Consider the following 13695-nt stretch of genomic DNA (forward strand, 5'->3'; position numbering starts at 1 on the left):
GAGAAACGGATGTCGGACGCGGGCCTCAAGCCGGGCGGCGGGATCAAGCCGGAGCTGCCGTTCACGCCGGTGCGGGTGGCGGTGCTGACCGTCTCCGATACGCGCGACGCGGCGAGCGACACCTCTGGCCAGATCCTGGTCGAGCGCATCCAGGCCGCCGGACACACCCTGGCCGACCGCGCCCTCGTCCGTGATGACGTCGAGCGCATCCGGACCCAGGTCCGCGCCTGGGTCGATAGCGGAACCGTCGACGCCGTCGTCACCACCGGCGGCACCGGCCTGACGGGGCGGGACGTGACGGTGGAGGCGCTGGAGCCGCTGTTCGACAAGAAGATCGACGGCTTCTCGGTGGTCTTTCACCTGGTGTCCTACGCCTCGGTCGGCCTTTCGACCCTGCAGTCGCGGGCCACGGCCGGCCTGGTCGGCGGCGTCTTCGTCTTCTGCCTGCCGGGCAGCAACGGGGCGGTGAAGGACGGCTGGGACAAGCTCATCTCCGCGCAGTTGGACAGCCGCCACAAGCCCTGCAACATGGTCGAGCTGATGCCGAGGCTGCTTGAGCAATGAGCAAGCTGACCCACATCGACGACCAGGGCCGCGCCCGCATGGTCGACGTTTCCGACAAGCCGGCGACGACTCGCGAGGCGGTGGCGAGCGGCTTCGTGCGGATGGCGCCCTCGACCCTGGCGCTGGCGGTTTCCGGTTCGGGCCGAAAGGGCGACGTGCGCGCCGTGGCCGAACTGGCCGGGGTCATGGCCGCCAAGAAGACCTCGGACCTGATCCCCCTGTGCCACCCTCTGGCGCTATCGAAGGTCGAGGTGTCCGTCGAGCCGGCCGAAGGCGGCCTCAAGGTCACCGCGCGGGTCAAGACCACCGGCCCCACGGGCGTCGAGATGGAAGCGTTGACGGCGGCGTCGGTGGCCTGCCTGACGATCTACGACATGCTCAAGGCCGCCGAGAAGGGCATGGTCATCGAGGCCGTGCGCCTGCTGGAAAAGACCGGCGGCAAGTCGGGCGACTGGTCGGCGGGCGGTTAGGCCGCCGCCGCCGTTCGCGCTTCGCTGCTGATCCGCAGTTCGGCCATGCGCTGCGCCAGGCGAGTCGCCTCCTGGGCGAGGGCGTGGCTGGCGGCGGTGGTCTCCTCGACCATGGCCGCGTTCTGCTGGGTGACCTGGTCCATCTGGGCGACGGCGCCATTGACCTCCACCAGGCCCCGCGCCTGCTCTGCGGCCGAAGCGGCCATGTCTCGCACCAGGCCGTCGATCTGCTGGACCTCCGAGGCGATGGCGCGCAGCACCTCGCCGGTGCGGCCGACCTGCTGGACGCCGTGTTCGACCTCGGCGGAGCTGGTGGCGATCAGGTCCTTGATTTCCCTGGCGGCGTCGGCCGAGCGCTGAGCCAGCGCCCGCACCTCCTGGGCGACGACCGCGAAGCCGCGGCCCGCCTCGCCGGCCCGGGCGGCCTCGACCCCGGCGTTCAGGGCCAGCAGGTTGGTCTGGAAGGCGATTTCGTCGATCACCAGGATGATCTGGCCGATCCGCGCCGACGATTTCTCGATCGCTTCCATGGCGCCGACGGCCTGGTCGACGAGATCGTCGCTGCCGCCCGCCGCTTCGCGGGCGCGCGCCACCACCGTTCGGGCCTGGCCGGTGCTCTCGGCGGTCTGGCGGACCTTGGCGGTGATCTGGTCCAGCGCGGCGGCGGTCTCTTCCAGGCTGGCGGCCTGCTGCTCGGTGCGGCGCGCCAGATCGTCGGCGGCCGAGGTGATCTCGCGCGAGCCGCCATGGATCATGTTGGTCGCTTCCAGAGAGGCGGCGATCACGCCCGACAGCTTCTCGACCGCAGCGTTGTAGTCGACCCGCAGGCGCTCATAGCCCTCGGGGAACGTGCGGCTGATGCGATGCGACAGGTCGCCGTCGGACAGATGGTCCAGGGCGTCGGCCAGGCTGCTGACCACGGCCTTCTGGACGGCCTCGGCCTCGTCGCGGCGACGTTCGGCTTCCCGCCGCTCGATCTCCAGCGCCTCGCGCACGTCGGCGGCCTCAAGGTCCTTCTGGCGAGCCTGGATCGTATCGTGGAAGGCGCGCAAGGCGTGGGTCATCTCGCCGATCTCGTCGCGCGTCTTGATCACCGGCAGGGCGACATTGACGTCGCCGCTGGCCAGGGCGCGCAGGGCCTTGGTCACCGAGATCAGCGGCAGGATCAGGCCTTGGCGGGCCGCGAAGATCAGCAGGCCGGCGAAGATGGCGGAGGCCAGGAGCAGGGCCGCCATCAGGCCCTGGCCCATGACGCCCAGCGTCTTGGCCTCGTCGGCGTCGCGGGTGGCGGCGGCCTCGATCTTTTCAGACGCGGCCTCCATCTTGCCCTCGAGCGCCGAGAACTGGGCGGCGAAGTCGGGCAGGCGGGCTCGCGCGCCGGCGGGATCGGTGTCGGCGACGGCGACGAGGCCGTTGGCGGCGCCGATATAGGCGGCCAGCGGCGCCTTCACCTCGGACAGGGCCGCGCTGACCGCCGGGTCCTGGGCCAGTCGCCCGCCCTCGGCGATGTCCTGCTTGAAGGCGGCCGTGTGCTCGGCCAGATCGGCGCGCACGGCCTTCAGGTCGACGCCCAGGCCGGGATCGCTGGACATGACGGCGCCCATGACGTCGGCGCGAAGGGCGTCGTGCATCATGTCGGCGTGCATGTGCAGGCGCAGGATGCGGGCCGAGCCTTCGGCGCGAACGAGGGCCGAATCGAGGCTGTGAGCCACCCAAAGCCCCGTGCCGGCCGTCGCTGCGCACAGCAGGGCCGCGCCCGCCGCCGCGCTCATGACCTTCCGTCCTAGGGAAGCCATATCCGATTTCTCCGCCTCGCTTGATCGAAGCAGATTGCCGGAGAACTTGCCTAACGAGACTTAACCGCGTCGGCCAACCGACAGTGGCATAGTGTCGCGCGGCCCGTCTGACGGGCGCAGGCGAGGCCTTTCGCGTCCTTAGGCGGTGACGATCAGGCCGTCCAGAAGCGCTACGGGCCAGGTCGTCAGAGCCTGGCCGGGACAGGGGCCGGCGACGCAGGCGCCGCCGTCGATCTTGAACAGCGCCCCATGGCCCGCGCACAGGATGTAGTCGTTCTCGCGCGTCAGGTAGCGCCCGGCGAAGCCGGCCAGCGGCCAGCCCGCGTGCGGGCAGCTGTCGACATAGCCGACCAGCGTCTCGCCCTGACGGACCACGAAGCCGGCGAACAACGCGTCGCCCTCGCGGAACCGGAACCCCTTGGAGCCGGGCGAGGGGATCTCGTCCAGCGCGCAGAGCACGGTTCCGGTGGCCGGACGGGCGCGATTGTCGGGATCGCCGCGCAAAGCGCTAGAGCGAGCCGACCGCCACGCGCCAGGGCCGGACCTCGACGCTTTCGAACACGCCGGCGGCGGTGAAGGGGTCGTTGTCGGCCTGGGCCTGGGCGGCCGCCAGGTCCTCGGCCTCGACGATCAGCAGCGAGCCGATCGGATTGCCGTCGTCGCCCAGTAGAGCGCCCGCCAGCTTCAGCCCCGCGGACTGGTTCAGATAGTCCAGGTGCGTGGGGCGCGTGGCCAGCCGGGTGTCCAGCGCGCCGGGCTTGTCCTTGCAGAGGATGGCGAAGAGGGCCATGCGGCGATCCTTTTTGAGAAACTAGAAGCCTTCGGATTTCAGAGGGCGGGCCAGCAGGGCGGCGATGGCGGCGTCGACCGCCAGCTCGCCGTCGAGGATGGCGGCGACCGCCTCGCAGATCGGGACCTCGACGCCCAGCTTGCGGGCCAGGGCGCGGACGGCCGGGGCCGAGGCGACGCCTTCGGCCACCGACAGCTTGCCGGCCAGGGCCTGCTCCAGGGTCAGGCCCTGGCCCAAGGCCAGGCCGACGCTCATGTTCCGCGACTGCGGGCTGGAGCAGGTCAGGACCAAATCGCCCAGGCCGCACAGGCCGTTCAGGGTCTCGGCGCGAGCCCCCAGGGCGACGGCGAAGCGGGTCAGTTCGGCGAAGCCGCGGGTGATCACCGAGGCGTGGGCGCTGCGGCCCAGGCCCTTGCCCTCGACGACGCCGCAGGCGATGGCCAGGACGTTCTTCACCGCCCCGCCGGCCTCGGCCCCGATCATGTCGTTCGCCACATAGGGCCGGAAGGTCGGGGTGGCGATCGCGTGGGCGATGGCGCGGGCCAGGGCTTCGTCGTCGCAGGCCAGGGTGACGGCGGTCGGCAAGCCCCGGGCGACCTCGCCGGCGAAGCTGGGGCCCGACAGCACCGCGATCGGCGCGCCGGAGACCGTCTCGATCGCGACCTCGGTCATCAGCTTCAGCGAGCCCTGCTCGACGCCCTTGGCGCACAGCACGACCGGAACGTCGGGCTTCAAGTGCGGGGCCAGGGCGGCCAGGGCCGAGCGCAGGTGCTGGGCGGGCGCCACGGCCAGGATTAGGTCGCAGGCGGCCAGGTCCGCCATGGCCGAGGCGGCGTGGATCGTCGGCTCCAGCGCTACGCCGGGCAGGAACAGGGCGTTCTCGTGACCTTCGTTGATCGAGGCCACGACCTCGGTCTCGCGCGCCTGCAGGGTGACCCGCAGTCCGGCCCTCGCGCAGACCTGGGCCAGGGCGGTGCCCCAGGCGCCGGCGCCGATCACGCCCGCATGGTGGAAGGTCATGCCTTGGCTCCCTTGCGGCCGTAAGCGTTGGCGGGGTTGGCGAGCGCGGCGGCCTCGTCGAGCGGCCAGCGCGGACGGGCGACGGCGTCGAGGTCGTCGGAGAGGCCCAGGGCCAGGCGCTCGGCGCCGGCCAGGGCGATCATGGCGGCGTTGTCGGTGCAGTAGGCCAGGGGCGGGGCGGCGAAGCTGAAGCCGTTCTTCTCGCAATGGGCCAGCAGGGCCGCGCGCACCGCGCCGTTGGCGGCCACGCCGCCGGCGACGACGAAGCGCAGATCCTCCGGCCCGTGACTTTCCTTGTAGAGCTTCATGGCGCGATCGACCCGCTCCGACAGCTGCCGGGCGATGGCGGCCTGGACGCCGGCGGCGAGATCGCGGCGCTCCTCGTCGGTGGTCAGGGTCTCGGCGATCCGCGCGGCGGCGGTCTTAAGGCCCGAGAACGAGAAGTCGCAGTCCTTGCGGCCCAAGAGGGCGCGCGGCAGCGGGTAGCGATCGGGGTTTCCGCCGACGGCCAGCTTCTCCAGGGCCGGACCGCCGGGATAGGGCAGGCCCAGGCTCTTGCCGATCTTGTCGAAGGCCTCGCCGGCGGCGTCGTCGATCGTGGTGCCTAGGCGCTTGCAGGCCCCGACCCCGGCGACCTCCAGTAGCTGGCAGTGCCCGCCGGACACCAGCAGCAGCAGGAACGGATAGGCGACGTCCGCGCCCAGGCGGGCCGAGACGGCGTGGCCTTCCAGGTGGTTGACGGCCACCAGCGGCACGTCGCGCGCCAGGGAGACGGCCTTGCCGAACGCCAGGCCGACCATGACCCCGCCGACCAGGCCGGGGCCGGCCGTGGCCGCCACCCCGTCCAGCGCGTCGAAATCCAGGCCCGCCGCCCGCATGGCCTCGGCCGCGATGGCGTCGATCGACTCGACATGGGCCCGGGCCGCGAGCTCCGGCACGACCCCGCCGAACGGCGCGTGCTGCTCGAACTGGGTGCCGATGATCGACGACAGGACCTCGACCGTTCCGTCCTCGGCGCGGCGCACGACGGACGCCGCGGTCTCGTCGCAGCTGGTCTCCAGGCCGAGGATCGTGAGCCCCGAGGGCTTAAGGGTGGTCATTCGGTTGCGGGCCTTTCGCCGCTCCTGTAGCAGCGAGGATGAATTTCGCATCCGCAGGTAACGTTCCGACCGTGTCCCGGCAACCTCCCATCCGCATCGGCGCGCGCGGCTCCAAGCTCTCGCTGGCGCAATCTGGGCTGATGCAGGCCCGTATCGCCGCCGCCCTGGGCGCGCCCGCCGGCGCTTCCAAGGACGAGATCGAGGCCGTCGCCCCGCTGATCCCGATCGTCACCAGCGGCGACCGCATCCAGGACCGTCGTCTCATGGAGATCGGCGGCAAGGGCCTCTTCACCAAGGAGATCGAGGAAGCCCTGCTGGACGGCCGCATCGACTGCGCGGTCCATTCGCTGAAGGACATGCCGGCCGAGCTGCCGCCGGGCCTCGTCCTGGCCGCCACGCCCGAACGGGAAGATCCCCGCGACGCCTTCATCAGTCACATCTGCGAGCGGCTTGAGGATCTGCCCAAGGGCGCGCGCCTCGGCACCGCCTCGCTACGCCGCCAAGCCCAGGCGCTGCACGTCCGCCCGGACCTCGAGATCGTCATGCTGCGCGGCAATGTCGACACCCGCCTGGCCAAGCTGGAGCGCGGCGAGGCTGACGCCATCCTGCTGGCCCAGTCGGGCCTGAACCGTCTGGGCCTTGGCCACGTGACCAAGAGCTGGATCGATCCCGACGCCTGTCCGCCGGCGCCGGGCCAGGGCGCCCTGGTCATCGAGACGCGGGCCGAGGATGTCGGCGCGCCGTGGCTCGACGCTGTCCGCTGTCGTCCGACCACGATCGCCGTCGCCGCCGAGCGCGGGGCGTTGCTGGCCCTGGAAGGCTCTTGCCGCACCGCCATCGGCGCCCGCGCGATCCTGGATGGCGCGCGGCTGTCGATGGTCGTCGAAGCTCTGACCCCCAACGGGTCCCAGCGCTTCCGCCGCCACGGCGAGACCACGCTGTCAGGCGCGGACGACGCCGGCGAGGCCCTCGCCCTTGGCCTCAAGCTGGGCGGCGAGGTGCGCGCCGAAGGCGGCGACGCCATCCTGCTGCCGGAATAGGGCATGGGCCAGGGCGCGCCGGTCTGGATCACCCGCGCCCGGCCCGGCGCCGAGGCCACCGCCGCCAAGGTCGCGGCCCTGGGCTTCCTGCCGATCGTCGACCCGCTTTTGGAGATCGCGCCGATCGCGGCGCCCATCGAGCTTTCGGGCGTGACGGCCCTGGCCTTCACCAGCGTCAACGGAGTGCGGGCGTTCTCGGCGCTGTCGGAGGCGCGTGACCTGCCGGTCTTCACGGTTGGCCGCGCGACGGCCGCCGCGGCCGGCGAGGCGGGCTTTGGGCGGGTGGCCGACGCCAATGGCGATGTCACCGATCTTGCGAACCTGATCCTCGCGACCCGACCGGCCTGCGTGCTCTGGGCGGGAGCGCGTGAGCCGGCGGGCGACCTCGTCGGCGTCTTGAACGGAGCGGGCGTGGCCGCGCGAGGCGTGGCGGTCTATGAGACGGTGGCGCGCGCGCCGTCCGAGGCCACGCTGGCCCTGCTCGCCCAGCCGCTGACCGTGCTGCTGCATTCGCCGCGCGCGGCTCGACAGCTGGCGGACATCGCGAGTCGCCGCCCCGTTCGCGCCCTCCGCGCCCTCTGCCTGTCGCCGGCGGTCGCCGCCGGGCTTCCACCGTTGGAAAGCCCGAGTTCTGTGGCCTGCGCGCCGCGTCCGGACGAAACCGCGCTGCTGGCCCTGCTTACAGCTTAAGCACGACGTTGCGCGGCGCGTCGGGCTGGGGCACGAATGGCGCATGAACGCCGCTCCCGATCCCGCTGAAATCGTCGCTCCCAGCGATCCGGCGCTGTACGCGCGCAAGAGGGTGATGGGCCCTGGCGTGTGGATCTGGCTGTTTCTCTGCCTGCTCTGCGCCTTGCTGGGCGCGGCGGTGGCCTGGTTCGGACCGACGCTGCTTCCGGCGCGATCGGCGCCGAGCGCCCCGATCTCGGCGGCCCCCAACCCCAAGCCTATCGTCGAAACGGCCCCGCCGACGCCCGCCCCCGAGGCGGCGCTCGCTGTCGTTCCGGCCGCGCCTGCCGAGGATGTGGCCAGGCTGGACGGCCGCGTCGTCGCCTTGGAGACCGGCCAGCAGGCCGTGGCGGACGCCGCCGCCGCCGCCTTGGCGGTGTCGGCCCTGGCCGAGGCCGCCGACGGAGCGCGGCCGTTCGCCGAGACGCTGGCGGGGCTGCAGCGCGTCCTGCCCGCCTCGCCGGGCCTGACGGGCCTTGAGCTGCTGGCTCGCCTGGGCGCCCCGACCCGGGCGGGCCTGGCCGCGCAGTTCGCCAATCTCGCCGGCCGGGCCGCCAGCGCCGCGCGCAATCCGGGGGCTGACGCCGACCTGTTCGCGCGCCTCCGCTACGCCCTGTCCAGCATCGTCTCCATCCGCCACGTCGGCTCCACCAAGGGCTCCACGCCGGACGCCATCCTGGCCCGCGCCCAGCTGCTGCTGGACGAGGGCGACGTCGAGGGCGCCCTCGCGGCGCTGGAAGCGCTGCCAGAGCCGTCGCGCGAGGTGCTGGCCCCGTGGTTCGCCGCGGCCAACCGCCGGATCGAAATCGACCGCCGGGTGGCCTCGATCCGGACCGACGCCTTGTCCGCGCTGTCGCGAATCGCGCGAGCGACCCCATGACCCGCGTCCTCTTCGCCCTCTTCCTGGTCGCCTCGGTGGCGGTCAGCGTCCTGGCTTTGACCGGGGAGCCCGGCCGGGCCTCGCTGGAATGGATGGGTTGGCGGATCGAGATGACCGCCGCCGCGGCGGCCTTGCTGACCCTGTTCCTCGCCTTGGCGTTCACCCTGCTTTGGCGCGGCGTGATCTGGATCGTCGAGGCGCCGCGCCGCGCCGCCCGCGCCCGCGCCGAGGCCAAGCGCAAGCAGGCGATCGAAGCCCTGACGCGCGGCTTCCTGGCCGTGGCGGCCGGCGACGGCTCGGAAGCCCGGCGCCTGGCCCAGAAGTCCGCCGAACTGGCCGAGGACGCTCCCGGCCTCGTCCGGGTCCTGGCTGCCCAGGCGGCGGAAGCCGCGGGCGATCGCGGCGCGGCGGCCAGCGCCTACAACGCCATGCTGGGCTTTCCCGAGATGCGCCTGGCCGGCCTGCGCGGCCTGATGCAGGCGGCCCTGGCGGACGGCGACAAGGTCGCGGCCCTGCGTTACGCCGAGACCGCCTACGGCTTGGCGCGCACCGCCCGCTGGGCCTGGAGCGCGCTTCTGGAGGCGCGTCTGGAGGTCGGGGACTGGGCCGCGGCCCTGCAGCTGGTCCAGGGCGGCCTGGAGCGCAAGATCGTCTCGCCCGTCGTGGCCGAGCGCAGCCGCGCGGCCCTGCTGGCCGCCTCGGCCGCCAGCCTCGAAGAGTCGCCGGACCCCAAGGCCCGCGCCCAGGCGCTGGACTTCGCCAACCAGTCGGTCAAGCTCAAGCCCGATTTCGCCCCGGGCGTGATCATGGCCGCGCGCCTGCTGGCCGACGAGGGCAAGACCGCCAAGGCCGGCCAGCTGATCGAGACGGCCTGGAAGGCCCAGCCGCATCCGGCCCTGTGGCTGGCCTATCGCGACCTGAAGACCAACGAGACGCCGAAGGCCCGCGCCCAGCGGCTCGCGGCCCTGGCGGCGCTGCGTCCCGAGGTGCGCGAGAGCCTGATCCTGCGTGTCGAGGCGGCCCTGATCGGCGGCGACCCGATCGCGGCGCGCGCGGCGGCCCGCCTGCTCGACGACACCGCGCCCACCGCCCGCTTCGCCGGCCTGATGGCCCGCGTCGCCGCCGCCAACGGCCAGGCCGACGAGGCCCGCGCCTGGATCGCCCGCGGGATCGACGCGCCCCGCGAGCCTGACTGGTCGGATCTCGACCCCGAAGGCCGCGCCTTCGCCTACCAGCGCGAGGACTGGGCTCGCCTCGCCGTCAGCTACGCCGAGACCGGCCAGCTGATCCACCCGCGCCACGAGCGGCGCGAGCGCACGATGAACGATCTGCCGGAGGTCCCGTCGGCTTATGTCGAATCGACGCCGTTCATCCGCGCGGCCGAGACGGGCGGGGCCCTGATGCCCATTCCCGACGACCCCGGCGTGTTCGACGCGCTCCCGCTTCCGGACCCGCCGGAACCCGCTCCGGCGCCGCGTCGCAATTCTGGTGCAAGACGGCGCTTGGCAAGCGGCTCGCGCCCCGCTAAATAGGCGCTCCCTCCGCTTCGGGACCATCCCCGAAGCGCCCGTGGGCCGCCTTAGCTCAGCCGGTAGAGCGGCGCATTCGTAATGCGTAGGTCAGGTGTTCGAGTCACCTAGGCGGCACCACTTTCCTCAATAAAATCAGCATATTTTAGAGCCGGCTTCGGTCGGGTCACAGCGCCTGGGTCGAGCGTGGAACCAAGGTGGAAACACCGCGCGACAGTGATCTTGCCCACAGACACGTGCGCCGCCGCGCGGCCTGCGCGCCTGAACGTGTTCAGCTCGGACTCTTGAATCGGGTCCTACAGCCTCAACGAACTATGCGGCGGCGCGCGCCTTTACGGTCTCCAGGATGTCGATCACAGCATTGGTGTCGTCCAAGCTGAAAAGTCCCGCGACGCCCAGTGGATTGAAGTCCGTGAACGGGCTTTCGTAAAGCAGCCAGGGCTCCATCTGGCCCCGCTCGGTCAGGTGGGTGATGACCATGTTCAGAAACTCGATCTGGCTGGCGGAGAGGTTTCGGCCCGCCATGAAGCTCGCAAACGCGGAATTCGCCGCCTCGCGATCGAGGCCGACCAGCGAGCGGACGAAGAGCCCCAGGCCGCCTTCCGCGCGAACCCGCTCGATATCATCCGGCTCCGCGACACCGGCGTGCACAAATATCCGCTCGAGCTCGGCGAGATCGGTCGCGGTGAGCGGCTCGTTCCGGCGGAGCTTCAGCACCGCGATGTGGTTGGCGTTCTCCTGAAGGAAATGCTGAGCCTTTCGCCGGAAGCGTTCCATGTCGGCGCCGACATGGGTTCCCTTCAGCTCGATCTCGGTCCCGACGCCGATCTCGTCCTCGAAGTCGGTCCGGACGATCGCGCGGGGTTTCGCCTCGATCAGCTTGATCAGGCCGCGCAGGCGACGCCGCAACGTCTCCAGCATGGGGACGGTGACGTCTTGCCAATAGTCGTCGGACTGGATCTCGAGGATCAGCGCCATCTCATGGGCGACCATGGGAATGGTGCGCTTCTCCTCGAGCAGGCCCGCCAGGCCGACGATCTTTTCCCGCAGCCCCTGGAAGCTGGCTTCCGTGCGAAGAAGCGCCAGCTGGGCGCGCAGCACGAGAAGGTCGAACTGCTTGGCCGCCACGTCATCGTCGGTGACGCTGCTGGGAAGCGCCGCGATCTGATGGGTCAGCTCGGCTTGGTCGTCGAGGCCTAGCCGGCGCCATGCCTCCGCGGCGGCGTACTTCTCGACCAGGCGCCGCCTAGGCCGGACCAGGAAGTTGTCCAGGCTCATGCCCTGGACGATCTCGCGCAGCCCTTCGGCCAGGTCGTCGCGCAGCGCCTGCGCTTCGTCATGGCCTGGGTCGCCTTCGGCTACGCCGGAGACATCGGTTCGCCCCTCCGGGAAAACCCCGGGCGGCGTGGGCCGGGGCAGGCCGTCCAATGCGCCGATCAGCTCGACGCGGCTGGCGAATAGCCGCTCGCTCAGCGAGGCGCCGATCGCGCCGTCCGTGACATTCGGGTTCTGGTTGAAGAACTCCAGGTTCTGGCAGAAGTCGAAGATCGTGAAGAACGCCTTGTCCTGCCCAGGGCCAAAGAGGTCGGGGCACAGACGCGTTCCGCGTCCCACCATCTGCCAGAACTTGGCCTTGGACCGCACGATCTTGAAGAAGACGAGGTTCACCACCTCCGGCACGTCGATGCCGGTGTCCAGCATGTCGACCGAGACGGCGATATGCGGGGCCTTGTCGGCCTGGGAGAAGTCGTCGATCAGGGTCTGCGCATAGGGATCGCTGGAGATCACCACCCGCGCGAAGCTGCCCGCCAGCGCGGGATAGGCCAGATCGAAGCGCTCGACGATGAAGCGCGCATGGTCCTGGTTCTTGGCGAAGATGATGGTCTTGCCCAGCCGGTCGCCGTCGGCGACGCGCTGGCCGTGCGTCATCAGGTGTTCCAGCACCTTGTCGACGGTGTCGGCGTTGAACAACCACTTGTTGACGGCGGCGGGCTCGACGATCGCCGGCACATTGCCGTCTTCGTCCCATTCGACGGCGTCCCAGGCTTCCTTCTCGTCGTCGGAGAGGTCGTCGTAGCGGATGCCCTGCCGCTCGAAGCGAAGCGGCACCGAGATCGCCCTGGGCGGCACGAGATACTTGTCGCCGACGGCCTCATCCAGGCCATAGGCGTCGGTCGGAACCCCGCTTTGCAGGTTGAACAGCCGGTAGGTGTCGCGGTCGATCTCGTCCTTGGGGGTCGCCGTCAGCCCGACCAGCAGGCTGTCGAAATAGTCGAAGATCGCGCCGTACTTGCGGTAGACCGAGCGGTGGGCCTCGTCGACGATGATCAGGTCGAAGTGACCGGGGCCAAAGCGCCGCGCCTCGCTGTCGTCCTTGCCGTCGATCAGCCCCATCATCGTCGGATAGGTCGAGACATAGACCCGCCCGGTCGACTCCCGATCGCTCATCAGATTGACCGGCGCGGACGAAGGCAGGAATTTCTTGAAGGCGGCGGCGGCCTGGTTCACCAGCGCCCGCCGGTCGGCCAGGAACAGAATCCGCCGCGCCCAGTTGGCCTTCATCAGAAGGTCGGCCAGGGCGATGACCGTCCGCGTCTTGCCCGAGCCCGTCGCCATGACCAGCAGGGCGCGGCGCTGCCTGTCGACCTCGAAGGTCTCGGCCACCCGCCGGATCGCCCGCGTCTGGTAGTAGCGGTCGGCGATCTCGCCATCGATCGGGCTGTCGGCCAGACGGCGCAGGCTGGCGCGGCGGCGGATCGCCAGCGCCAGCTCGTCCTTGGTCAGGAAGCCGGCGACGGGACGCGGCGGATAGCGCAGGTCGTCCCAGATCCAGTGCTCGTAGCCGTTGGTGTAGAAGATGATCGGGCGCTGGCCCGTTTCCGCTTCCAGGCAGTCGGCGTAGAGTTCGGCCTGGCGCTGGCCGACGCGGGCGTCCTTGCGGGTGCGCTTGGCCTCGACCACCGCCAGGGGCTTGCCGTCGTCGCCGCGCAGCACGTAGTCGACGAAGCCGACGCCCGGCCCGTTGGGCATCCCGGCGACCTCGACCTCCAGGGCCAGATTGCCGGCCTCCACCGACCAGCCGGCCTCGCGCAGCAGCTTGTCGATGAAGAGGTCGCGGGTCTCGGCTTCGCCATAGTCGTGAGGGTCGGGCCGGGCGCTGTTCTGCGCCTTGGCGGCGGCGGCCGCGGCGCGAAGCGCGGCGTTTTCCGCCTCGAGGGCCAGCCGCCCCTCCTCGCTGGCCCGCGCCCGGGCCTCGGCGGCCTCGCGCGCCTTGACCGCCTCGACGAAGCGCTCGGCGGCGGCGTTCAGCTGCTCCAGGCGCTGGGCGGGCACGGCGCGGTTCAGCGGCAGGGCGTCGGCCGAGAAGGCGATCGACCCGTCCGGCTTGGCGCCCCGGCCATAGGTGCGGACCAGCCAGTAGCAGACGTGGAACAGCTCGCGCGCCGCCGCCACCCCGTTCGACGCGGGCGTGGCGCGCGACTCATGCGCCGCCTTGTTCCCGAAATCCTTCAGGATGCTCGCCTTGGCCACCAGCGCCGGACCCACCAGCGCCTTGAACGTCGGCTCGTGGATCCGCGCCGCCAGGGTGCGCTCATAAGGCGACCTCAGGCTGGCGTCGTGGCGGTACAGCCAGTCGACGATCGTCTCCAGGGTCAGGCGGGCGTAGAAGCAGGCCCCCCGCGCGTCGGTGCGCGCCAGGCTCTCGACCCGCGCCGCAAGCGCATGGACTTCGGCAAACTCCGGCGCGAGGAAGGCGAATTGTGAGGTCATCCGGCT

At 71.2% G+C, this 13695-nt stretch carries 12 protein-coding genes and 1 tRNA gene; 7 read left to right on the forward strand and 6 right to left on the reverse strand.

What is annotated here, in order from left to right:
• Positions 1–9 precede the first annotated feature (9 nt).
• Entirely contained in the window at positions 10–564 is a 555-nt protein-coding gene (gene moaB / locus DI526_RS10495; RefSeq protein ID WP_304277358.1) for a molybdenum cofactor biosynthesis protein B, read from the forward strand.
• The gene (moaC, locus tag DI526_RS10500) at positions 561–1034 is read left to right on the forward strand and encodes a cyclic pyranopterin monophosphate synthase MoaC (protein WP_304277360.1); all 474 of its coding nucleotides are present in this window, start codon (positions 561–563) and stop codon (positions 1032–1034) included. The genes moaB and moaC overlap by 4 nt, the downstream gene beginning before the upstream one ends.
• On the opposite strand, the gene DI526_RS10505 is transcribed toward moaC, so the two are convergent.
• From DI526_RS10505 to tsaD, 5 genes are all read right to left on the reverse strand, one after another.
• Positions 1031–2830, reverse strand: coding sequence for a methyl-accepting chemotaxis protein (locus DI526_RS10505; protein ID WP_304277362.1), 1800 nt, complete (start codon positions 2828–2830; stop codon positions 1031–1033). The genes moaC and DI526_RS10505 overlap by 4 nt on opposite strands.
• Positions 2831–2968: 138 nt before the next feature.
• Complete coding sequence (locus DI526_RS10510; protein WP_304277364.1) at positions 2969–3334, reverse strand: Rieske (2Fe-2S) protein; 366 nt, start codon at positions 3332–3334, stop codon at positions 2969–2971.
• A 4-nt stretch (positions 3335–3338) separates the two neighbouring features.
• Positions 3339–3620, reverse strand: a complete 282-nt coding sequence (locus tag DI526_RS10515; RefSeq protein ID WP_304277366.1) for a YciI family protein — start codon at positions 3618–3620, stop codon at positions 3339–3341.
• A gap of 21 nt (positions 3621–3641) precedes the next feature.
• Positions 3642–4640 (reverse strand): NAD(P)H-dependent glycerol-3-phosphate dehydrogenase, encoded by a 999-nt coding sequence (locus DI526_RS10520; protein ID WP_304277368.1) that lies wholly within the window; start codon positions 4638–4640, stop codon positions 3642–3644.
• The gene (gene tsaD, locus DI526_RS10525; RefSeq protein ID WP_304277370.1) at positions 4637–5740 is read right to left on the reverse strand and encodes a tRNA (adenosine(37)-N6)-threonylcarbamoyltransferase complex transferase subunit TsaD; all 1104 of its coding nucleotides are present in this window, start codon (positions 5738–5740) and stop codon (positions 4637–4639) included. The genes DI526_RS10520 and tsaD overlap by 4 nt, the downstream gene beginning before the upstream one ends.
• A 71-nt stretch (positions 5741–5811) precedes the next feature.
• On the opposite strand from tsaD, the gene hemC reads away from it, so the two are divergent.
• The 5 genes from hemC to DI526_RS10550 all read left to right on the forward strand — a co-directional run bounded on the left by hemC (position 5812) and on the right by DI526_RS10550 (position 10038).
• A complete protein-coding gene (gene hemC / locus DI526_RS10530) occupies positions 5812–6780 on the forward strand; it encodes a hydroxymethylbilane synthase (RefSeq protein WP_304277372.1) in 969 nt (322 codons plus the stop codon).
• Between the two features lie 3 nt (positions 6781–6783).
• Positions 6784–7470, forward strand: coding sequence for a uroporphyrinogen-III synthase (locus tag DI526_RS10535; protein WP_304277374.1), 687 nt, complete (start codon positions 6784–6786; stop codon positions 7468–7470).
• 43 nt (positions 7471–7513) lie between these two features.
• Positions 7514–8389 (forward strand): COG4223 family protein, encoded by an 876-nt coding sequence (locus DI526_RS10540; RefSeq protein WP_304277376.1) that lies wholly within the window; start codon positions 7514–7516, stop codon positions 8387–8389.
• Positions 8386–9921, forward strand: a complete 1536-nt coding sequence (locus tag DI526_RS10545; protein WP_304277378.1) for a heme biosynthesis protein HemY — start codon at positions 8386–8388, stop codon at positions 9919–9921. Before DI526_RS10540 ends, DI526_RS10545 begins: the two co-directional genes overlap by 4 nt.
• A gap of 41 nt (positions 9922–9962) precedes the next feature.
• Positions 9963–10038 (forward strand) — tRNA-Thr (locus DI526_RS10550).
• Between the two features lie 192 nt (positions 10039–10230).
• Here DI526_RS10550 and DI526_RS10555 read toward each other — a convergent pair.
• A complete protein-coding gene (locus DI526_RS10555) occupies positions 10231–13689 on the reverse strand; it encodes a DEAD/DEAH box helicase family protein (RefSeq protein WP_304277380.1) in 3459 nt (1152 codons plus the stop codon).
• Between the last annotated feature and the right edge of the window lie 6 nt (positions 13690–13695).

The organism is Caulobacter segnis (genome assembly GCF_003243465.1).
In the GTDB taxonomy this organism is placed as follows: Bacteria; Pseudomonadota; Alphaproteobacteria; order Caulobacterales; family Caulobacteraceae; genus Caulobacter; species Caulobacter segnis_A.